Genomic DNA, 21,440 nt, shown 5'->3' with positions numbered 1-21,440 from the left:
AGGACTCCCCGGGGAGGCCGTCCGAGCGTCCCGGGCGCCGGGGGTGGCGGCCGGTGGTGTGTCGGCCGCCGCCTGGCGGAAGGGACTCAGGCTCGCGTGCGCGAGTGGCGTGGCGTCAGTTCAACGCGCTGCCCGAGACCCACTGGCTCCACGGCATGTTCCAGTCGCTGAGGCCGTTGTCCGGGGCCACGGTGGCCTTGTCCGCGGAGTTCTTGACGATCACGACGTCACCGGTCATCGAGTTGTCGAAGAACCACGCGGCGGGCTGCTTGCCTTCGCCGGCGTTCCTGACGTCCTTCAGGCCGACGCAGCCGTGGCTGGTGTTGACCTTGCCGAAGACCGAGTCGCCGCCCCAGTAGTTGCCGTGGATGAACGTGCCCGAGGCGGTCAGGCGCATGGCGTGCGGCACGGCCTCGATGTCGTAGGAGGGCTTGCCGTTCTTCTCCGTGAGGCCGACGGTCGCACCGTTCATGTGGATCTGCCGGTACTTCTCGGAGATGACCATCCGGCCGTTGTACGTCGGGTGCTCGGGGCTGCCGGACGAGATCGGGATGGTCTTGATCGTCTTGCCGTCCCGCACGACGGACATCTGCTTCGTTTTGGCGTCGACGGTGCTGATCTGGCTCCGGCCGATCTTGAACGTGACCGTCTTCTGGACGCCGTCGAGGCTCATCTTGACGGTGACGGTGGAGCCGGGCTTCCAGTAGTGCTCGGGGCGGAAGTCCAGGCGGCTGTTGCTGAGCCAGTGACCGACGACCTGCTCGCCGCTGCTGGAGCTGACCTGGATCTTCGACTCCATGGCGGCCTTGTCTCCGATCGCCTTGTCGAAGTTGAAGGTCACCGGCATGCCCACACCGACGGTCGAGCCGTTCTCGGGGGAGAGGTGCCCGAGGAAGTCGTTGGCCGGAGAGACCGTGGAGAGCGCGGCGTTTTCGGTGGCGGAGCGGCCCTTCGCGTCCTCGGCCTCCGCGGCGACCTGATATCGGGTGGCCTGCTTCAGTGGGCCGTTCGGCTTCCAGGACGTGCCGTCCGCGGACAGGGTGCCCGGAACCTCGGTGCCGGTCGCGACGGCGGTCATGGTCACCTTGGTGAGTCTGCCGTCGCTGACGGTGACGTTCACGGGGTCGTTGATTCCGATGCCGTGGGCTTGGCCAGGCGTGATCTTTATTCGGGCGTCGGAAACGTCCTGGGTGTCCGCCTGATTCGCCTGTGCCTGCGTTTCCGGGTGAGCCCCGGTGTCGTCGGTGGCGGCGTAGCTGGTACCGCCCAGCGCCGTGAGTGCGAGTGCTCCGGCCGTAGCCATCAGCCCGGTGCGTCGCTTGCGTGCGGTGATCAAACGCTTCTCCCATGCCGCTGGTCGTTGAATCCCTCGGCTGATTGACAGAGGGGTAATCAGCTCCAAAGAAGCATTTTTGCGTATTGGCCCGTTTTGGTGGGTGGATTGTGGCGGGTTTCACGCGTTACGCGCGCGTCGCTGAGACTCCGCCCGACGGCCGGATGGCGTGTGATCGATCCGCTCTCCCGACCGGTGCAGGGCGTACGGCGACAGGGAGGCGAGAGGTCCGGCGTGACCGGCGACCGGCCGGCCACCGGCCCGCCCGGCCGTGGCCTCACCTGTCGGAGATCTCGGAGAGCCATGCCGTGTCCTCCGGGCCGGGCGCTTGGAGGCCGGGTGCGGGAGCCGGCGGACCTCGCCCGTGCGCAGGGCGACCGTGGCCCGGAAGAGGTAACAGGTCCAGGTCCAGGTCCAGGTCCAGGCACTCTCGGCGGCGCCAGGGAGCTGTGGACGAATGCGGAACTCGGGACCATTGCACCCGACGCGCCTCGGGTGTGACTGTCTACGGTCAACGTGACCAACGGTGACATGTGCTGGCCCATTCGATCCTTGGCCCGATCGGGGGCAATCGGCAAGGCTTCTCCGGCTCACGTTGCCCGTGCGGGCCGTGAGACACAAGCAGAGTGTCTGGGGCACACTTGGGACGTTCGCGAGATCGTCCCCGATACGCTCACGAATGACCGGTCGAGTCGCATGACTCACCGGTCTTTCGTCGTTCCTGGGGCCGGTCCACGTGCGGACGGCTCCCCGCTTGCTGCGGCACCGGCCCGACCGGGCCGGCCGGTCCGTCCTGAGCCGCGCCCGCCGAGCAGGTCACTGATACTGGGAAAATGGGCAAACTTGGGCGATACGTCCCAGCGAGCCGACGGGGCGACCGCGTGCCACCGAAGGCCGGGCCGCCGGAAGCCGGCCCGAAGGCCCGTCCCCATTCGGCCGGCCGACGTGTGCTGCCGTTGCGGATGCCGCGCAGCGTCGCCGGTCAGGTCTTCCTGCTGCAACTGGTGGTCGTCCTGCTGCTCATCGCCACGGCCGTCGTGGTGCTCGTGATCCAGGACCGCAACCGCGCGATCCAGGAAGCCGGCGACCGGTCACTGGTGGCGGCCGAGTCGTTCGCGAACGCCCCGGGCACCGCGGAGGCGATGAAGAGCGATGACCCGACGGCGGAACTCCAGCCACATGCCGAGGTGGTGCGCAAGAAGACCGGCGTCGACTACGTCGTGGCGCTGAGCCCATACGGCTTCCGGTGGACCCACCCGGACCCGGACCAGATCGGGAAGCACGTCTCCACCTCCTACGGCCAGGCGCTCGGAGGCGAGCCCCACCAGACCACGTTCGACAGCAGTCTGGGGAAGGCGGTCGACTCGACGGTGGCCGTCTTCGACGAGAAGGGGAACGCGGTCGGCCTCGTCACCGTGGGGGTCACGGTCGACAAGGTGACCAGCGTGGTGCAGCACCAACTGCCGGTGATCTTCGCCGCCGGCGGTGTCGCGCTGCTGCTGGCAGCGGGTGGGTCGGCACTGGTCAGCGGGCGTTTGCGGCGCCAGACCCAGGGCCTGGGGCCGGTGGAGATGACCCGTATGTACGAGCACCACGACGCGGTGCTGCACGCGGTCCGTGAAGGCGTGATCATTCTGGACGGTGACGGAAGGCTGCTGCTGGTCAACGACGAGGCGCGCCGGCTGCTCGCACTGCCGCCGGAGGCCGAGGGCAGTCCGGTCACCGGACTCGGGCTGAACCCGGCCCTGGCCGAACTGCTGGGATCGGGCCGGGCGGCCACGGACCAGGTCTTCCTGGCCGGGGACATCCTGCTCGCGGTCAGCGTGCGGCCGGTGGGCTCGCACGGGGGCAGCGTGGCCACCCTGCGGGACACCACGGAGCTGCGCGCCCTCGCGGGCCGGGCGGACGTGGCGGGCGGACGCCTGCAACTGCTCTACGAGGCCAGCACGCGGATCGGTACCACCCTCGACGTGAAGCGCACCGCCGAGGAACTGGCCGAGGTGGCGGTCCCGCGCTTCGCCGACTTCGCCACCGTCGAGCTGGGGGAGCCCGTAATGCGCGGTGGTGACCCGACGGGGGCGAACATGGAAATGCGCCGCATCGCAGCCGAGGGCATCCGGGACGACGCGCCCCTTTACCCCATCGGGACGCGTATGCCCTACGTGGCCGACAACCCCGTGGCCATCGGTATGACCGCCGGCCGACCGGTCCTGGTGACGCAGCTCGCCTTGGCGGACGGATGGCGGGCCCAGGACCCGGAGCGGGCCCAGAAGGTCATCGAATACGGTATCCACTCCATGATCTCGGTGCCGCTCCGGGCTCGAGGCCAATTGCTGGGGGTAGTGGACTTCTGGCGTTCGGAGCAGGACCCCTTCGAGTCGGACGACCTGTCCCCCGCCGAGGAACTCGCCGCCCGCGCGGCCGTGTGCATCGACAACGCGCGCCGCTACACCCGTGAGCACACCACGGCCGTCACCCTCCAGCGCAGCCTGCTGCCCGGCATACTCCCCGAGCTGTCCGCCCTGGAGGTCGGGCACCGTTACCTGCCCGCCCAGGCGGGGGTGGGCGGCGACTGGTACGACGTCATCCCGCTGCCGGGCGCCCGGGTGGCCCTGGTGGTCGGCGACGTCGTCGGACACGGCCTGCACGCCGCCGCGACGATGGGCCGCCTGAGGACCGCGGTGCACAACTTCGCCGCCCTGGACCTGCCCCCGGACGAGCTTCTCGCGCACCTGGACGACCTGATCGCCCGGATCGACCAGGACGCGGCGGCAGAGGGCAGCAGCGAGGCCGTCACCGGTGCCACCTGCCTGTACGCGGTCTACGATCCGGTGACCGGGCGGTGCGTTCTCGCCCGCGCCGGTCATCCCGGTCCGGCGCTGGTCTCGCCCGACGGCTCCGTGACCTTCCCCGACATCCCCGTCGCCCCGCCACTTGGCGTGGGAGGAGGCCTGCCGGTCGAGACGGCCGTACTCCGGCTGGCCGCCGACAGCCGGCTCGTCCTTTACACCGACGGCCTGGTCGAGGCCCGCGGCCGCGACATCGACGTCGGGCTCGGCATGCTGAGGGAGGCGCTCGCCGACACGGACGGCGACACCCCGGACGAAACCTGCCGGGCGGTGCTCGACGCGATGCTGCGCACCAGGTCGAGCGACGATGTCGCCCTGCTGGTCGCACGCACCCGGCTGCTCGACCCGGAGCAGGTCGCGGAGTGGGAGGTGCCCGACGACCCCGCGGCCGTCTCCCGGATCCGCGCCGAGGCCACCCGCAGGCTGGAATCCTGGGGGCTCGGCGACGCAGTCTTCACCACCGAGCTGATCCTCAGCGAACTGGTGACGAACGCCATCCGGTACGGAGGGAGCCCCATCAGTCTGCGGCTGCTGCGCGACCGCGACAGCCTGATCTGCGAGGTCGCCGACGGCACCAGCACCTCCCCGCACCTGCGCCGCGCGGCCTTCACCGACGAGGGGGGCCGCGGTCTGTTCCTCGTCGCGCAGATGTCCCGCCGCTGGGGGACCCGTTACACCGACCGAGGCAAGATCATCTGGGCTGAGCAGGCGCTCGACGCCGGAGCCGCCGGGGACCTGGGCGCTCTCCTGATGGCGGACCTGTGAAGCGGGGCGGAAACCGGACCGCCGCCCCGGGGGTGCGCACGCCCGGAGCGTTCAGGAGCCGTCGTCGACCGTGAAGTACGGGATCTTGGCCGGGTCCTGGCCGAAAGCGGCCCCGAGATAGACGGCCGACAGTTTGGTGAGCGTTCCGTCGTCGATCAGCTGCCTGATGATCCGGTCCAGCTCGTCCTTGTTCGGTGACCCCTTCGGGTACAGGGCGCCGTAACCCTGGTCGGTCCTGTACTGGCCCACGAGGCGCACCCTGCCCTCCCGCTTCTGGGGATACGCCAGCAGAATCGTCGTGTCGTGGACGACCGCGTCGATCCGTCCCTCCTCCAGCGCCGTGACCATGTCCGGGTCGTTGGGGAAGGCGGTGACGGGCTTGGTCGGCTTGAGGCGCTTCTTGACGAACTCCTCGCCCGTGGTGCCCTCGGCCACTCCGATGCGGACGTCTCGGACGTTGGATTCGTTGATCTTCTCACCGTCCCTGATCAGCACTCCCAGGGTCGAGGAGAGGTAGGGCGGGGAGAAGTCGGCGACCTTGCTCCGTTCCGGGGTGATCGTGATCTGCGCCAGGGCCAGGTCGAAGTCCTTGGTGCGGCCGGACACGACCTCCGGGAAGGGGGCGTTCTCCACCTTCACCCGGTCGAGTCCGGACCGGTAGGCGATGTTGGCGGCCATGCAGTACTCGTAGCCGTTCTTGATGGAGTCCGGTGTGGTGCCGCCGTTCCACCAGCCGGGCGCCGGCAGGGTCGTTTTGACCGTGAGGGCGTCCGCCGTCTTGGGCGACAGGTGGAACTCCCCGTGATGTCCCGAGATCGGGCAGTCGCCGTATTGGGCGTTCGACGACTCCGACCCACCCTGGTCGCAAGCCGATGTCGCGACGATGAGCGCCACGCCGACAGCCAGAGAGACGATCGCTGCCGTGGCGCGCATCATTGCACCTCCGGTAGGGGCTACTCCTTGAGTCACCATAAATCACCCCGAACCATACGACTGCCGGAGCCACGTGGGAGGACGCCGGGGCGGGGGTCGGGTCACCCGTCTTCCGGCGGTGTCGCAGTGGCGGTCCGGCAGCGCGAGCCATTTCCCGGCCGCGGCGTGTCCCGGTCGTGCCGGACCCCGGAACAGGCTGCGGGCCGACTCACGGGGGAGTTCGGCGCAGGGTCGACCAGATCCACGGGGCCGCCTTCTCAGGGAGCGCGTGGGTGTCGATGCCGAGGACGTGAATCGTGCCGAGTCCGCCTCGGGGGCCCTCGACGGTCAGAGCGCGATGTCCGTGCCCGCCGGTCCGGGGATGGACGATCACCGCTGTCGGGGCGTTCCCAGGGTCGTAACCGGCGCCGTAGGTCAGGAGTTGGTGCACGTCCGCGGCGCTCACGCCGTGTCGGTCGTAGCGCTTGTACTTGGCATCGACGGGCAGCAGCACATGGTGGGCCGAGTCGCAGAGGGGCAGGCTGAGCAGGAGGTCCGGCCGGAAGGTGGAGGTGCTGCCGAGGTCTCCGCGGACGGTGATCCCGGCCCCGCCGCCACTGGGGACGGCGCGCCCGCCGTGCGGGGTGGCCGCCTCGGTGACGAGACGGCGGACGACGGCCTCCCACAGCGCCGGCATGGCGAGCAGGAGGCCGTCCGCGCTGGTGCCGTGGTCGGTGAGCAGGTCGGTCACACCACCACCGCGCAGGAGCAGGCGGGCCCAGGTGTGGGCGGCGCGGTAGCGGGCGTTCAGGCGCGTGTAGTGGGTGCGGTCCAGCGCGCGGAGCGCGGCGGCCGGGGTGGAGGCGTGCGGAAAGGCATCGGCGATTCCGTGCAGCTCGCGGGCCAGGTCGGGACGGAGGGCCAAGGGGACAGCGGCCTTCAGTGCGGTGCCCAGGACGCGGTTGTCCCAGATATCCGCCTCGCGGTCGAACGTGCGGACGTGGAGCTGGTCCAGTTCCGCGTAGCGGCGGGTGACCTGGGCTACGACGTCCAGGCGTCCCCGGAGAACCGGCTCGACTCGTTGCCGTCGTACGTAGTCCCTGCGCAGTCCCTCCCGCAGCAGTTGCTCGCACTCCGCGAGAAGAGCGGCGGCCACCAGGTCGGCGTAGCCGTCCGGGCCGGTGGTCCAGCGTCGGGCCGTCGCCGGGACCGGCGTGCCGAGGGCGTAGGAGAGCCAGTTCATGAGCTGTCGGCCCGGGATGGCGAACTTGGGCTCGATGGTCAGGTGAATACGGTCCAGGGCCAGAATCCCGACCGTCGCGTCGGCCTTGAGCCGCCATCCGGTGCGGTCCGGGGTCAGGGAGAGGCAGCCGCGTGCCTGGAGGGTGTGCAGGCGGTCCACGTCCCGGGGAGTGAGGAGCCCGGAGCTCAGCCTGACGGACTCGTATTCGCCGATCCGGACCTCGGTGCGGTCAGGCATCGGGCCCCGGTGTGCCGCTGGTGAACTCGGTCGCCAGGGCGTCCGCGAGGTCCTGCGGGGACATGGTGACCGGGCGTCCGGTGTCCGCGTCGACCAGGTCGCCGAGGATGCGGTGCAGCAGATCGGCCCGGCCGAGGCAGTAGTCCTCCAGGAGCGGGATCACCTCGTGGTGGAAGGCCGCGGCCAGATCCTCCTCCGCGGCGATCGGCTCACCGTCGCGCATCAGGTACGCGTGTCCGATCTGGTGGTCGGCGTCAAGATGGTGGGTGATGCGGGTGTTGAGGGCGTCGAAGAACGCGGCCAGGTCCAGCGGACCGACCGTTCCCGAGACGGCGTCGGAGTCGGGGCCCACGTGCAGGAAGGCGAAGCGGCGGCGGACCGCGGCGTCCAGGTGGCTGATGCTGCGGTCCGCCGTGTTCATCGTGCCGATGATCCGGACATTCGGCGGCACGGAGAAGCGCCGCTTGCTGACGGGCAGGGCGACCGGCAGGTTCCGCTTGTCGAGTTCGAGGAGGGTGATCAGCTCACCGAAGATCCGTGGCAGGTCACCACGGTTGATCTCGTCGACGACCAGCAGGAAGGTCTCGTCGGGGTGTGCGGCCGCCCGGCCGCACAGGGTGTGGAACAGGCCGTCCGTGAGAGCGAGGGTGAGCCCGGGGCCTGTGGCACTCAGATCTGGCTTGAAGCCCTCGACGAAGTCCTCATAGCCGTACGAGGGGTGGAAGGTGACCATGCGGATCCGGTCACCGCTCAGCATCTCGGCGTGCGCCTCGGCACGTTGGCCTGGACCGGCGCCGAGCAGGGCCGCGCGGTCGGCCAGGGCGAGAGCGGCACCGAGTGCGAGCCGGGTCTTGCCGGTTCCGGGCGGCCCGTGCAGGATCACCTGCCCCTTGCGCTTCAGCGCGTCCAGTACGTCCTGCACGTCCTCCGGCAGAGCAACCGGCGTGGTCTGCGGAGCGTGGTTCGTGTGCGCGTCGGGCCCGGGCTGATGAGCGGTGAGTCTGGCGAAGAAGGCCGGGTCCACCTTGGCGAAGGTGGACCGCCACTGTCTGGGTTCCGCCAGTTTCTGTGCGTGGGACACGTCCCAGTCCACCGGGACGGCGTGCTGGTACTCGGGGCGGTCCGGTGCGAAGCGGTAACTCCCGCTGACCGTACCGGTCGCCAGGACTTCGTCCATTCCTCGGTTCGCCACGATCCGGTCGCCTTCCTCCAAGTCACGGAAGGCCAGCAGCCGACGGGCGAGTGCCAGGCTGCCCCCGCTCTTGCGGGGCCAGTGCGCGTCCAGAGCCTGCTTCAGATCCGTGTCGCTCTGGTACAGGCCGAGGTCTCCGACCTCCTCCCATCCGACGCGAATGACTCCATCCTCGCGGCACTCGTCCCACAGACGGCCGCGCTCACCGGGGGCGATCTTCCAGATGGTGCGCTGCCGCGGGCGAGGGTCGAAGCGCGCGTACAGCAGGTGCATCACCTCCCGCCCGGACCAGCCCTCGAACTCCGCGCGGGACCTGACGAGTTCCAGCAGGCGGCGGTTGTTGCGCCAGGCCGGCGCGTCACCCTGCGCCGAGCCACCCAGCAAGGTGACGAACCGGCGAAGATGCTCTCCCGCGTAGATGGGCAGGAAGTGCTGGGGGAAGTAGGTGGCAAGCGACTTCGTCACCAGGGTCGGCCCGAACCGCAGCACCTCGAGGTCGTCGATGGCCTCGAAATCCTCTGCCGCGGCGGCGTCGAAGGCCTGGACGAACTGACCGCGCAGTTCCGCCCAGGCGTCCTGCGGTTCCATGCCACGCAGGGGAGCGGCCAGCCGCCACTCGCCGGAGACGTGGTGATACATGATGTGCTTCGCGGCGCTGCCGCCCTTGATGCTGCCCAGGCGTGGAGTGCCGAACTCCATGAGCCGGCAGTACGTCGACCCCGATCCGGGCGGCGTGGCCTGCCCGAGGGCATAGCGTTCCAGGGGCAGTTCTGCCCACTGCTCCAGCGGGAACCGCGACAGTACCTGCTCGCGCTCGTCCTCGGCGGCCGACTCGACTTCTGCCACGGCGCCACGGTCGAACTCGCCCGCAGCCGTGCGTACATCCACCCCGTCCGTCATGCAGGCCATGATGCCCGAGCCCGGTGGCAACGCTCCCTGCGGACTCCGTGATCAGCCCGAGACGCCCCCGATCGTCCGCAATAGCAGGCAACTCTATTTAAGCAATAAGAGAAACCTGTCAAATCCATAAGCAAATTCCACGAATTCACGCCGTTCTGTGTGTGGCCCAAGAATGTCTGGTCCATCTGACGGTGCATTGAAATTCCGATAAGAACGTTGATAATGTTGTCAACAATCGCACGGAGGTGGCTGGATGCCTGTCGTGCGCATCGGTCCTGCCTGCAACCGCTGACGAGCGGCCTGCAGATATGGAGAATTGTCCGATATCTGTGCGGACGCAGTGATCTCGAAACCGGCCGACGGGTGCTGCCCGTATGGCCGGAACGTCATTCCAGATTCAAAGGAGTGGTTCGTGAGTAGAGAAAGAACCCGTCAAGTGCGCACACGACGGACTTGGCAAGGTATAGGCGGCGCCGTCGCGGCAATAATGCTGCTCGGCGGTGGTTTTGCTGTGGCAAATGCCTCGACGGACGTGCAGGCGGGTAAATCGGCTGCGGGTGCCAAGCGCCCGGTCGACAAGCATGCGACCGGCGCGAAGGCCGTGGTCAGCGCCGCCAACGCGTTCCTGAACACACTGGACGCCGACCAGCAGTCGGAGGTGCTGCTGGACCTCACCGAGGCGAACGCGACGGCGTGGTCGAATCTGCCGTGCGGTTCGTCCTGCCGGCCCGGCATCCGGCTCGGTTCCTTGACCGACACTCAACTGGCCGCCGCCATGAACGTGTTGAAGGTGTCCACGGGGACCGGCAAGGGCACCGGGTACGACCAGATCACGCAGATCCTCAAGGCCGACGACGTGCTCGACGCGGCCCAGAACTCCAGCTCCGCGTCCGCTCCGGCGCCTACGAGCAGCGAGTCCAGCACGCCCTCGACGGACCCGTCCGCCTCCGCGGATCCGAGCACGTCGGCCACCGACGCGCCGACCGGCACCCCGCCGTCCGGCGGTCCCGGCGGCCCCGGCGGTGGCGCGTTCGGCTACGGCAGCGGTGACTACTTCATGGCGTTCCTGGGCACCCCCTCGGCGGACGGCACCTGGCAGTTGCACTTCGGCGGCCACCACCTCGCCGTGAACCTCACCTACCGGGACGGCAAGCCGGCGGGCGCCAGCCCGTTCTTCATCGGGGTCGAGCCGACCACGTGGACCGCGGACGACGGCACCACCTACACGCCGATGGCGAACCAGCGAAACGGTCTTGTCGCGCTCACCGGCAGCCTGAACACGGAGCAGTTGGCCAAGGCCAAGCTGGCCGCGTCGTTCAGCGACGTGCTCCTCGGACCGGGCAAGGACGGCCAGTTCCCGGAGACCAAGGAAGGCATCCCGGTCAGCTCGCTCACACCCAAGCAGAAGCAACTGGTCCTGAAGGCGATCCACCCCTGGGTCGCCAACGTGGACGACGCCACCGCCAAGCAGCTCATGAAGACGTACGAGCATGAGCTGAACCAGACCTATGTCGGCTACTCCGGCGGCACCGGCCTCGACAGCCAGGGCGACTACGTGCGCATCGACGGCCCCGGCGTGTGGATCGAGTTCGTCTGTCAGGGCGGCGTCGTCTTCCGGGACCAGATCCACTATCACACCGTGTACCGGGACCACACCCGCGACTACGGAAGCGAGTTCACCTTCTCATGACCCGACCGCGGAACTGGCTGACCACAGCTCTACGCCTGGTGGCCGGGATCGCGATCGCGGTACCGGCGGCGCTCCTGCTCGGGGCGCCGCCGGCCGCCGCGCACCCGATGCCGCACTCGGTGGTCCAGCTCGACGTGCACAAGGCATCGGTCACCGCGCGGCTGGAACTGCCGGTCGGCGACTTGGCCACGGCCAGCGGGATCGATCTGACCAGCATCGAACCGTCGGCCCTGCCCGCCAAGGCCAAGGCCGTCCGTGCCTACCTCGGCAAGCACATCCGCCCGACCACCCTCCAGGGCGAGGCGTGGCAGGTCGGCATAGGCTCGCTCGGCCTCAGCCGCACCGAGCAGACGTCCACCGGCCCCTACCGCGAGCTGGTCGTGAAGGCCGTGCTCACTCCGCCGCCCGGCGGGGACGTGCGGCACTTCACCCTGCACTATGACGTGATCGTCCATCAGGTCGTCACCCATACAACGCTGGTGACGGTACGACAGGACTGGGCCGCCGGTCGGGTCGGCGGCGGGAGTGCCACCCAGGTCGGCACCGTCGGTCTCGACATCCGGCACATGAAGGTCCCGCCCCTGACCGTCGACCTCGGCGACGGCAGCGCCTGGCGCGGCCTCCTCGCCATGACCGAACTCGGCGGTGACCACATCCTCACCGGCACCGACCACCTGCTGTTCCTGCTCATCCTGCTGCTGCCCGCACCGCTGCTGGCCACCGGTCGGCGCTGGCACGGCCTCGTCGGCGCCCGCGCCGCGCTCGGGCGCATCGGCCGCATCACGATCGCCTTCACCGTCGGCCACTCCGTCGCCCTGGCCGCCACCGCCCTCGGTCGCCTGGAGATCCCCGGCCGGCCGGTCGAGGTGTTCATCGCGGCCAGCATCCTCGTCGGCGCCGTGCACGCGATCCGCCCGCTGTTCCCGGGCCGGGAAGCGCTGGTGGCGGGCGTCTTCGGCCTCGGCCACGGCATGGCGTTCTCCCTCGTGCTCGCCGAGATGCAACTGTCCACCGGACAGCTCGTGTTCAGCCTCCTGGGCTTCAACCTGGGCATCGAACTGGTCCAGCTGTTGCTGGTCTGCCTTGCCCTGCCCGTACTGCTGGTGATCGCGCGGCTGCGGGTACAGCCCGCGCTGCGGGTGGGCGGCGCGCTGCTCACCGGCACGGCCGCCGTCGGCTGGCTGGTCGACCGGCTCGGCGTGCCCAACCCGGTCGCCCGGACGGCCGACAGCGTCGGATCGAACACCACGCTGATGCCGGCCACCCTCGCGCTGGCCGCGGTCGTCGCCGTCGGCTGGGCGCTGTCCGCCCGTCGGCGCGCGCGGGGTGAACCGGGCGGTGCTGCCCGGCTCCGGCCGGGAGCCCCCCCGGAGGCTGCGGCCGCTCCGGGACCGGCGCCCTCACCCGGTCCGCGCGAGCACGCCGGACATGTGTCGGCCGACTCAAGATCCGGTGGTGGGTAGGTCTTTGCGCGATCCGGGGCCAGGCCTTGGACCATCTCGCGGCGGGAGGGGGACGGTGCGGGTCGTCGGTGCTGTGCCCTGGACAAGGCGCGGTGCGGGTTTGAGAATACGACCATCCCATACTGTATGCAGAGTGGCGATGCGGGCGGGCGCGTCTTCGCGCTGGCCCCCGACCTCGGGCCCCCGCTCCGCGGTGGGTGCCTGGGGAGTCGCCGCGTGGGAATGCTCACCGGTGCGGTCGTGTCCACGGCGTTCCTGCCGTGGCCGCGACCGTGTGTGCGCGAGCCTGTGTTCGCGACGTGATGAGTGGTCCTTTCGATACCGACCGGAGTGAGGTAGCCCAGCATGGCGACTCCAGCACCCCGTCTCGCCCAGTCCGTCAACCGTCTTCCTGACCGCGGGACGGTCATCGACCGGCTCGTGAGAGCCAACCGCGCGTATGCCGCCGGGTTCGTGGACCCCGGTATGGGGGCCCGTCCCGTCCAGCGCGTCGCCGTCGTGGCCTGTATGGACGCCCGGATCGACCTTCATGCCGCGCTCGGTCTCGAACTGGGCGACTGCCACACCGTCCGGAACGCCGGCGGGGTCGTCACCGACGACACCATCCGCTCCCTGACGATCAGCCAGCGCGCACTCGGCACCCGCAGCGTCATACTGATCCACCACACCGGCTGCGGACTGCAGAGCCTCACCGAGGAGTTCCGGTACGAGCTGGAGATGGAGGTCGGGCAGCGGCCGGCCTGGGCGGTGGAGGCCTTCCAGGACGTCGACCAGGACGTACGGCAGTCGATGCAGCGGGTGCGTACGTCACCGTTCCTGCCGCACACCGACGATGTCCGCGGCTTCGTCTTCGACGTCACGACGGGGTTGCTGAGGGAGATCGACCCGCGAGCCTGAGCCGCCCCGCCCTCTTGTCGTCGGCGGGCGTCCGTGACAAGAGGGCCTCATCTCGTCCGGCCTCATCTCACCGGCAGATCAATGCTGTTGGGCAGCCATCGCGGCGATCTGCTTGCAGTAGAAGTCGGTTGTGTTGCTCGTGTGCCGCCGCATGAGCTCCTCCGCGAGCTCGGCGTCGCGGTCGGCGATGGCCTCGATGATCCGCGCGTGCTCGCTCCACGCGTCCGTGCCGCGGGGCTTGGCGATGGGCATGTAGTACCAGCGCACCCGCCGGTCGACCTGAGGGATGAGTTCGGCGAGGACGGTGTTCCGGGACAGCTGGGTGATGTGCCCGTGGAGCGCGGCGTTGGCCTCGACGATCGCCCGGGCATCGCCGGCCGCGAGGGCCGAGAGCCCCGCCCCCTGCAACTCCCAGAGGCGGGCGACATCGTGGGCGGTGGCGTGCAGGGCGGCGCCGTGGGCGGAATGGGTCTCAAGGACCGCGCGGACACTGAGGAGTTGGGCGCACTCCTCCGGTGTGGGGGAGTGGACGAAGGCACCCTGGGCGGGGCGCAGGTCGACCCAGCCGGTGGTGTGGAGCCGCTGAAGTGCTTCGCGTACGGGCTGGCGGCTGACGCCGAGCCGCTCGGCGAGATCCGCCTCGACGAGGTGCTGGCCGGGCCTGAGGGAACCGTTGATGATCAGCTCGGTCAGGGCGTCGTAGACGGCCTGACGCAGTGGGGCGGGCCTGGCGATCGGGCCGTGGGCCGCCACGGTGGGCGTGTCGGGCATGGAACCCTTCCCGTCGTCGGACTGCCGACGCCCCTGCGCACCGAGGCCTCGGAATACGGACTTCAGTATGCAATAACCCCGTGAGTCTGGGTGTCCCTCGTGGCGAAGTCCCGGGATCCGCCGGGCCGTCGGTCCGCACCCGACCCGTCCCGGACCCGACCCCCGTGTGTTCCGTGTGTTCCGTGGAATTCGCCCCGGCGGCCCTCTGGCGCATCGCGAGAGCAGACAACATACTGTATGCAATTTCCGTAGGAGGTCGTTCCCGAGGAGGGGGTCGCCCAGTGTCGTACCGCAGTTCGCTCTCCGCCGTCCTGGTCGAAGTCGTCGCGCCCGCCGCCGAAGTGACCGCCCTGGAAGGCAGGTTCCCGCGCGCGGCCGTGACGGCGCTCGGCCGTGCCGGACTGCTCGGGCTCACCGTCTCCCCGGAGTTCGGCGGTGGCGGGCTCGGGCTGCCGGAGGCCGCCGAAGTGGTGGCGCGGACATCGCGCGTCTGCCCGGCGACCGCTGCCGTGCTCGCGTCCCACTTCGCGGCGGTCGCCGGTGTCGAATCCTGCGGCGGATCCTGGGTGCGCGGCGAGGTCGCCGCCGGACGGCACCTCGCCGGCCTCGCCCTTTCCGAGGGGGGACCCGGCGACCAAGGGGTGGAGGTCTCGTACGGGATGCCCTCTTCGGCCGCCACGCGCTTCGCCGATGTCGTCGCCCTGCGGGGTCGTAAGCGGCAGGTGGTCGCGGCGGGCGAGGCCGACAGCTATCTCTGGTCCTCCCGGCCGCTCGCCGGGCCGGACGGCCTGACGCTGTGGGTGGTTCCGGCGCAGGCTCCGGACCTGTTCGTCCCGGCCAGGCCCGGCGGGGGAGGGCCCAGTGGCAGTGCGACCTCCACGGTGTGCGCCGATCCGGTGCTGCTTCCCGCCGACGCGATGCTCGGACGGGACGGCGGAGGGCTCGACATCCTGCTGCGGACTGTGCGGCCGTGGCTGCTGGAGCTGAGGGCCGCCATCGGCGCCGACGCCCTCAGGTCCGGTGCCAAGGACTCCGGTGAGAAGGAGCCCGGCGCCGACGCCGTCCGACCCGGTGCCGAGGGTTTCGGCCTCGGCGCCGTGCCCCGTCCGGCCGACTCTCTCGCGTCGACGTGACGCCGGCCCGGCGGACGGCGTGACCCGGCGGACAGTGCGATGACTTCTGTGCGAGGGCCCGTCGGGTCAGTCCTGGTTCGCCCCGCCGGCGAGCTGCTTGCCGTAGAAGCCGGTGGTGCGTTCGGTGTGCTTGCGCATGACCTCGCCGGCGCGGTCGGCGTCGCCCTTGGCGATGGCCCTGATGAGCTGCGCGTGCTCGTTCCAGGCTTCCTTGCCGCGCGGCCGGGCGATCGGCGTGTAGTACCAGCGCACCTTCTGGCTGACACCCGCGATCAGTTCGGCCAGTACGGCGTTGTCGGCGATGGAGGTGATGAAGGCGTGCAGGGCGGTGTTGGCCGCGACCAGCCGCTCGACATCGCTCGCGGCGAGGGCGTCGACGCCTTCCTGGTGCAACTCCCAGAGCCGTTCCACGTCCTCGGGCTTCGCGTGCTGGGCGGCGAGCTGGGCCGAGTACGTCTCAAGGACCGCGCGAACACCCAGGAGTTGGGCGGCCTCCTCCTCGGTGGGGGAGTGCACGAACGCGCCCTGGGCCGGGCGCAGGTCGACCCAGCCGTCGGTCTGGAGTCGTTGAAGTGCTTCGCGTACGGGCTGGCGGCTGACGCCGAGGTGTTCGGCGAGCTCTGCCTCGACGAGGTGCTGGCCGGGCTTGAGGGAGCCGCTGACGATCAGCTCGGTCAGGGCGTCGTACACGGCCTGCCGCAGTGGCGCCGGGCGGGTGACGCGCCGGGACGCGGCGGCCGTGAGTGCCTCACGCATGGGAGCCCCGTTCTGCCACCGGGCCCGCGGGGCCGACGGCTCTGCCAAGTGGTGGCCGCCGAGAGGGTCGCCGACGGCTGCGTCAGCATACAGGTTTTGGTATGCAAGATGGTGGGCTGCTCCGTGGGTGGTCCCAGGTCGGCCGGGGTGCTGCCCGAGCCGTCCGCCGCCCGTCCTCGGGCAGGTCGCAGGCGGGCGCGGTCGTACACGCTCGCTCGATCCTCCGCCCTCCCGCACGGCCAATTCCCGTCTCCGCGACCAGGATCGAGTCGGATTGAGTTCTGTATACAGAAGCCTGTATGGGGTATTGTCTCAGTCTCCAGCGAGCATCGCCGGGGACCCGCGTGACGGAAGGCGGAGCGATCATGACGACCAGCGCGAGTGACGTGACGGTCGAGAGCGTGGTCCGGAGGGTGGCGGCCGGCCATCGGGATCAGCGCGGCGCGCTGCTGCCCGTACTGCACGCCGTACAGGCCGAGTTGGGCCATGTTCCACAGGAGGCGATTCCGGTGCTCGCCGACGAGTTCAACCTCTCCCGGGCGGACGTCCACGGAGTGGTGACCTTCTACCACGACTTCCGCCGCGAGCCCGCCGGGCGCACCACCGTGCGCATCTGCCGGGCCGAGGCATGCCAGGCCCTGGGCGCGGACGGCCTGGTGACCTACGCCCGCGAGGCCGGGCTGACACTGGGGGAGACGACCGCGGACGGTGCCGTGACCGTCGAGCAGGTCTTCTGCCTCGGCAACTGCGCCCTCGGCCCCGCGGTCGAGGTGAACGGCCGGCTGTACGGACGGGTCGGCCCGGCCCGGCTGGGCTCGATCCTCGACGGGACGGTCTCATCATGAACAACACCGCGCACCCCGTGGCGACGGTCTACGTCCCCCGCGACTCGGCGGCCCGGTCCGTCGGCGCGGACGACATCGCGGACGCCCTGCAACAGGCGGCGGCCCGTGGTGACTTCGCCCTCGACGTCGTACGCAACGGATCACGCGGCATGCTCTGGCTGGAACCCCTCGTCGAGGTGGTGACCCCGCACGGCCGCGTCGGATACGGCCCCGTCGCCCCGTCCGACGTCGAGGACCTCCTCGCCGCGGGCATGCTCGACGGCGCCGACCATCCCCTGCGACTCGGCGTGGTGGACGAACTCCCTTGGCTGGCCCGCCAGAACCGGGTCACCTTCGCCCGGGTCGGGGTCACCGACCCGCTGTCCACGGACGACTACCTGGCGCACGGCGGCCTCGCGGGGCTGCGCGCCGCGCTGGAGCGCCCGCCCGCCGACGTGGTCGCCGAGGTCACCGCGTCCGGACTGCGCGGCCGGGGCGGCGCGGGATTCCCCGCCGGCATCAAATGGAAGACCGTGCTCGACTGCGCGGACGAGCTGAAGTTCGTCTGCTGCAACGCGGACGAGGGCGACAGCGGAACCTTCGCCGACCGGATGGTCATGGAGGGCGACCCCTTCATGCTCATCGAGGGCATGACGATCGCCGCCCACGCGGTCGGCGCGAACGAGGGCTACCTCTACATCCGCTCCGAGTACCCGGACGCGGTGGCCACCATGCGGGCCGCGATCGGCATCGCCCGCGAACAGGGCTGGCTCGGCAAAGGCATCCTCGGCTCCGCGCTCGACTTCGACCTGCACGTCCGCGTCGGCGCCGGCGCGTACATCTGCGGCGAGGAGACCTCCATGCTGGAGAGCCTGGAGGGCAAACGAGGCACGGTACGCGCCAAGCCCCCGATCCCCGCGATCGAGGGCCTGTTCGGCAGACCGACCGTGGTGAACAACGTCCTCACCCTCGCGACGGTGCCCGTCGTGCTCGCGTCCGGCGCGCAGGCATACCAGGAACTCGGCGTCGACCGCTCGCGCGGCACCCAGGTCTTCCAGCTCGGCGGCAACATCGCCCACGGCGGCATCGTCGAGACCGCGTTCGGCGTCACGCTGCGCGAACTGGTCGAGGACTACGGCGGTGGCACGTTCTCCGGGCGCCCGGTGCGCACGGTGCAGGTCGGCGGACCGCTCGGCGCCTATCTGCCGACGTCGATGTTCGATCTGCCGATGGACTACGAGGCCTTCGCGGCGGCCGGCGCGATGGTCGGCCACGGCGGCGTCGTCGTCTTCGACGACACCGTCGACATGGCCGCCCAGGCACGCTTCGCGATGGAGTTCTGCGCCGAGGAGTCCTGCGGCAAGTGCACGCCGTGCAGGGTCGGTTCGGTGCGCGGCGTCGAGGTGATCGACAAGATCGTGGCCGGTCGGCACCGGGACGAGAACCTGGCGCTGCTGGAAGATCTGTGCGACTTGATGACCGACGGTTCGCTGTGCGCCATGGGCGGGCTGACACCGATGCCCGTACGCAGCGCCCTCACCCACTTTCCCGACGACTTCCTCGCCCGCGAACCGGGCCGGAAGGCCCCACCCAGGCAGACGAGCGGCGCGAGGACGGAGGGCACGGCATGACACTGCTCAAGGAACCCGACTTCGGAACCCCGGAACGCCCCGGCGAGGCCACGGTGTCGGTCGAGGTGGACGGGCTGGCCGTGACCGTCCCCGAGGGGACGTCCGTGATGCGCGCCGCCGCGCAGGCCGGCATCGACATACCCAAACTGTGCGCCACCGACAGCCTGGAGCCGTTCGGCTCCTGCCGCCTGTGCGTCGTGGAGATCGACGGCAGGCGGGGCACCCCGGCGTCCTGCACCACACCGTGCGCCGACGGGATGACGGTGAGCACCCAGACGCCGAAGGTGGAGAAGCTCCGCCAGGGCGTCATGGAGCTGTACATCTCCGACCACCCGCTCGACTGCCTGACCTGCCCGGCCAATGGCGACTGCGAACTGCAGGACATGGCGGGCGTGGTGGGCCTGCGGCAGGTGCGGTACGGCTACGAGGGCGAGAACCACCTCGACGCCGAGAAGGACGCGTCCAACCCGTACTTCGACTTCGACCCCTCCAAGTGCATCGCCTGCTCCCGCTGCGTGCGCGCCTGCGGCGAGGTACAGGGCACGTTCGCGCTGACCATCGAGGGGCGCGGCTTCGACTCCAAGGTCTCGCCCGGCGCGGCGGAGACGTTCATGGACTCCGAGTGCGTCTCCTGCGGGGCCTGCGTCCAGGCCTGCCCGACCTCCACGCTCCAGGAGAAGTCGGTCGTCGAACTCGGCATGCCGACCCGGTCGGTGGTCACCACCTGCGCCTACTGCGGCGTCGGCTGCTCCTTCAAGGCCGAACTGCGCGGCGACGAACTCGTCAGGATGGTGCCGTACAAGGACGGCGGCGCCAACGAGGGCCACTCGTGCGTGAAGGGCCGCTTCGCCTTCGGCTACGCCACCCACCCCGACCGGGTGCTCAGGCCCATGGTCCGCGACAGGATCACCGATCCCTGGCGCGAGGTCGAGTGGGACGAGGCGATCGGCACGGTCGCCCGGCGGATGCGGCTCATCCAGAGCCGGTACGGACCGAGTTCGATCGGCGCCATCTCCTCGTCGCGCTGCACCAACGAAGAGGTGTACGTCGTCCAGAAGATGGTGCGTGCCGCGTTCGGGAACAACAACGTGGACACCTGCGCCCGCGTCTGCCACTCCCCGACGGGATACGGACTCAAGCAGACCTTCGGCGAGTCGGCCGGCACCCAGGACTTCCGTTCCGTGGCGGAGGCCGACGTCATCATGGTGATCGGGGCCAACCCCACCGACGGTCACCCGGTGTTCGCCTCCCGGATGAAGCGACGCCTGCGTGAGGGCGCAGAGTTGATCGTCGTCGACCCGCGCCGTATCGATCTGGTGCGCTCCCCGCACATCGAGGCCGCGCACCACCTCCAGCTCAGGCCCAGCACCAACGTCGCCGTCGTCAACGCCATGGCGCACGTGGTCGTCACCGAGGGCCTGGTCGACCGGTCCTTCGTGGACCGCAGGTGCGAAGGGTTCGACGAATGGGCGGAGTTCGTCGCCCTGCCCGAGAACAGCCCCGAGGCCACCGAAGGGATCAGCGGGGTACCCGCCGCTCAACTGCGGGCCGCCGCCCGGCTGTACGCGAAGGCGCCGAACGGGGCCATCTACTACGGCCTCGGCGTCACCGAGCACAGCCAGGGCTCGACCATGGTCATGGGAATGGCCAACCTAGCCATGGCGTGCGGCAACATCGGCCGCGACGGCGTCGGGGTCAACCCGCTGCGCGGGCAGAACAACGTCCAGGGCTCCTGCGACATGGGCTCCTTCCCGCACGAACTGCCCGGCTACCGCCATGTATCCGACGACGCCGTGCGCGAGGTGTTCGAGAACCTGTGGGGCGGCACCCTCCTCGCCGAGCCGGGACTGCGCATCCCCAACATGTTCGACGCCGCCATCGACGGCACCTTCCGCGGCCTGTTCGTGCACGGCGAGGACATCGCCCAGTCCGACCCCAACCTCCAGCACGTCACCGCCGCGCTCGAAGCGATGGAACTCGTCGTCGTCCAGGACCTGTTCCTCAACGAGACGGCCAAGTTCGCCCATGTCTTCCTGCCCGGAGCGTCCTTCCTGGAGAAGGACGGCACCTTCACCAACGCCGAGCGCAGGATCAACCGGGTGCGCTCCGTGATGAAGCCGAAGACGGGCAAGCACGAGTGGCAGATCGTGTGCGAGATCGCCACCGCCATGGGCTACCCGATGGCGTACGACAGCCCGAGCCGGATCATGGAGGAGATCGCCTCGGTCACCCCGACCTTCACCGGCGTCTCCTTCGACGTGCTCGACAAGCTGGGCAGCGTGCAGTGGCCGTGCAACGCCTCGGCCCCCGAGGGGACACCGGTGATGCACGTGGACGAATTCGTGCGCGGCAAGGGGCGGTTCGTCGTCACCGCCTATGTGCCGACCAACGAGCGCAGCACCCGGCGCTTCCCGCTGGTGCTCACCACCGGGCGCATCCTCAGCCAGTACAACGTCGGCGCGCAGACCCGGCGTACCGACAATGTCGCCTGGCATCCCGAGGACATCCTGGAGCTGCACCCGCACGACGCCGAGGTGCGCGGCATCACCGACGGCGCGCTCGTGACGCTGGCCAGCCGGGTCGGGCGGACGACACTGCGGGCGGAGATCTCCGACCGCATGCCGGCCGGCGTCGTCTACACCACGTTCCACCATCCCGTGACCGGCGCCAACGTGGTGACCACCGAGAACTCCGACTGGGCGACCAACTGCCCCGAGTACAAGGTGACCGCCGTACAGGTCGGTCTCGCCCATCCGCTCGGACACGGCGACGAGCGGCCGGAGCACGCCCGGGACGAACAGCCGGAACAGGCCGTGGACGACGTACTCACGGCGGTGGACTGAG

The 21,440-nt window shown here is 69.9% G+C and carries 14 protein-coding genes; 8 read left to right on the top strand and 6 right to left on the bottom strand.

All coding sequences use genetic code 11. The annotated features are described in order from the left end of the window. Positions 1 to 115: 115 nt before the first annotated feature. A complete protein-coding gene (locus tag ABZX90_RS22390; RefSeq protein ID WP_355207300.1) occupies positions 116 to 1,336 on the bottom strand; it encodes an Ig-like domain-containing protein in 1,221 nt (406 codons plus the stop codon). 959 nt (positions 1,337 to 2,295) lie between these two features. On the opposite strand from ABZX90_RS22390, the gene ABZX90_RS22385 reads away from it, so the two are divergent. Further along, positions 2,296 to 4,947, top strand: coding sequence for a SpoIIE family protein phosphatase (locus ABZX90_RS22385; RefSeq protein ID WP_355207297.1), 2,652 nt, complete (start codon positions 2,296 to 2,298; stop codon positions 4,945 to 4,947). A gap of 51 nt (positions 4,948 to 4,998) precedes the next feature. On the opposite strand, the gene ABZX90_RS22380 is transcribed toward ABZX90_RS22385, so the two are convergent. The 3 genes from ABZX90_RS22380 to ABZX90_RS22370 all read right to left on the bottom strand — a co-directional run bounded on the left by ABZX90_RS22380 (position 4,999) and on the right by ABZX90_RS22370 (position 9,431). Then, positions 4,999 to 5,880 (bottom strand): ABC transporter substrate-binding protein, encoded by an 882-nt coding sequence (locus ABZX90_RS22380; RefSeq protein ID WP_351119058.1) that lies wholly within the window; start codon positions 5,878 to 5,880, stop codon positions 4,999 to 5,001. Between the two features lie 208 nt (positions 5,881 to 6,088). Continuing rightward, on the bottom strand, positions 6,089 to 7,339 hold the full coding sequence (locus ABZX90_RS22375) for a PE-PGRS family protein (RefSeq protein ID WP_351119059.1): 1,251 nt from the start codon (positions 7,337 to 7,339) through the stop codon (positions 6,089 to 6,091). Next, positions 7,332 to 9,431, bottom strand: coding sequence for an AAA family ATPase (locus ABZX90_RS22370; RefSeq protein ID WP_355207293.1), 2,100 nt, complete (start codon positions 9,429 to 9,431; stop codon positions 7,332 to 7,334). Before ABZX90_RS22370 ends, ABZX90_RS22375 begins: the two co-directional genes overlap by 8 nt. 511 nt (positions 9,432 to 9,942) lie before the next feature. Between ABZX90_RS22370 and ABZX90_RS22365 the strand changes: the two genes are divergently transcribed. The 3 genes from ABZX90_RS22365 (at position 9,943) to ABZX90_RS22355 (ending at position 13,481) form a co-directional block, all read left to right on the top strand. Next, the gene (locus ABZX90_RS22365) at positions 9,943 to 11,121 is read left to right on the top strand and encodes a DUF3500 domain-containing protein (protein ID WP_355207291.1); all 1,179 of its coding nucleotides are present in this window, start codon (positions 9,943 to 9,945) and stop codon (positions 11,119 to 11,121) included. Beyond that, positions 11,118 to 12,584: a HupE/UreJ family protein gene (locus tag ABZX90_RS22360; protein ID WP_355207288.1), complete on the top strand. Its 1,467-nt coding sequence runs from the start codon at positions 11,118 to 11,120 to the stop codon at positions 12,582 to 12,584. The genes ABZX90_RS22365 and ABZX90_RS22360 overlap by 4 nt, the downstream gene beginning before the upstream one ends. 345 nt (positions 12,585 to 12,929) lie before the next feature. Further along, entirely contained in the window at positions 12,930 to 13,481 is a 552-nt protein-coding gene (locus tag ABZX90_RS22355; protein WP_351119063.1) for a carbonic anhydrase, read from the top strand. 78 nt (positions 13,482 to 13,559) lie between these two features. Here the strand turns inward: ABZX90_RS22355 and ABZX90_RS22350 are convergent, their stop codons facing one another. Continuing rightward, the gene (locus tag ABZX90_RS22350; protein WP_355207285.1) at positions 13,560 to 14,252 is read right to left on the bottom strand and encodes a GntR family transcriptional regulator; all 693 of its coding nucleotides are present in this window, start codon (positions 14,250 to 14,252) and stop codon (positions 13,560 to 13,562) included. A gap of 281 nt (positions 14,253 to 14,533) precedes the next feature. On the opposite strand from ABZX90_RS22350, the gene ABZX90_RS22345 reads away from it, so the two are divergent. Beyond that, complete coding sequence (locus tag ABZX90_RS22345; RefSeq protein ID WP_355207282.1) at positions 14,534 to 15,385, top strand: acyl-CoA dehydrogenase family protein; 852 nt, start codon at positions 14,534 to 14,536, stop codon at positions 15,383 to 15,385. 66 nt (positions 15,386 to 15,451) lie between these two features. On the opposite strand, the gene ABZX90_RS22340 is transcribed toward ABZX90_RS22345, so the two are convergent. Further along, positions 15,452 to 16,141, bottom strand: a complete 690-nt coding sequence (locus ABZX90_RS22340) for a GntR family transcriptional regulator (RefSeq protein ID WP_351119066.1) — start codon at positions 16,139 to 16,141, stop codon at positions 15,452 to 15,454. Positions 16,142 to 16,506: 365 nt separating this feature from the next. Between ABZX90_RS22340 and ABZX90_RS22335 the strand changes: the two genes are divergently transcribed. The 3 genes from ABZX90_RS22335 to fdhF are packed head-to-tail and all read left to right on the top strand — an operon-like array spanning position 16,507 to position 21,439. After that, positions 16,507 to 16,986 carry an NAD(P)H-dependent oxidoreductase subunit E gene (locus ABZX90_RS22335; RefSeq protein ID WP_355207279.1) on the top strand — a complete coding sequence of 160 codons (480 nt, stop codon included), beginning with the start codon at positions 16,507 to 16,509 and terminating at the stop codon, positions 16,984 to 16,986. Further along, on the top strand, positions 16,983 to 18,596 hold the full coding sequence (locus ABZX90_RS22330) for an NADH-quinone oxidoreductase subunit NuoF (protein WP_355207277.1): 1,614 nt from the start codon (positions 16,983 to 16,985) through the stop codon (positions 18,594 to 18,596). The genes ABZX90_RS22335 and ABZX90_RS22330 overlap by 4 nt, the downstream gene beginning before the upstream one ends. Further along, positions 18,593 to 21,439 (top strand): formate dehydrogenase subunit alpha, encoded by a 2,847-nt coding sequence (gene fdhF, locus ABZX90_RS22325; RefSeq protein WP_355207275.1) that lies wholly within the window; start codon positions 18,593 to 18,595, stop codon positions 21,437 to 21,439. The genes ABZX90_RS22330 and fdhF overlap by 4 nt, the downstream gene beginning before the upstream one ends. The last annotated feature ends 1 nt before the right edge of the window (position 21,440 follow it).

Origin of the sequence: Streptomyces sp. NPDC002935 (assembly GCF_040611295.1) — a bacterium.
Taxonomy (GTDB): Bacteria; Actinomycetota; Actinomycetes; order Streptomycetales; family Streptomycetaceae; genus Streptomyces.
This window is presented reverse-complemented; position numbering and strand designations above follow the sequence as displayed.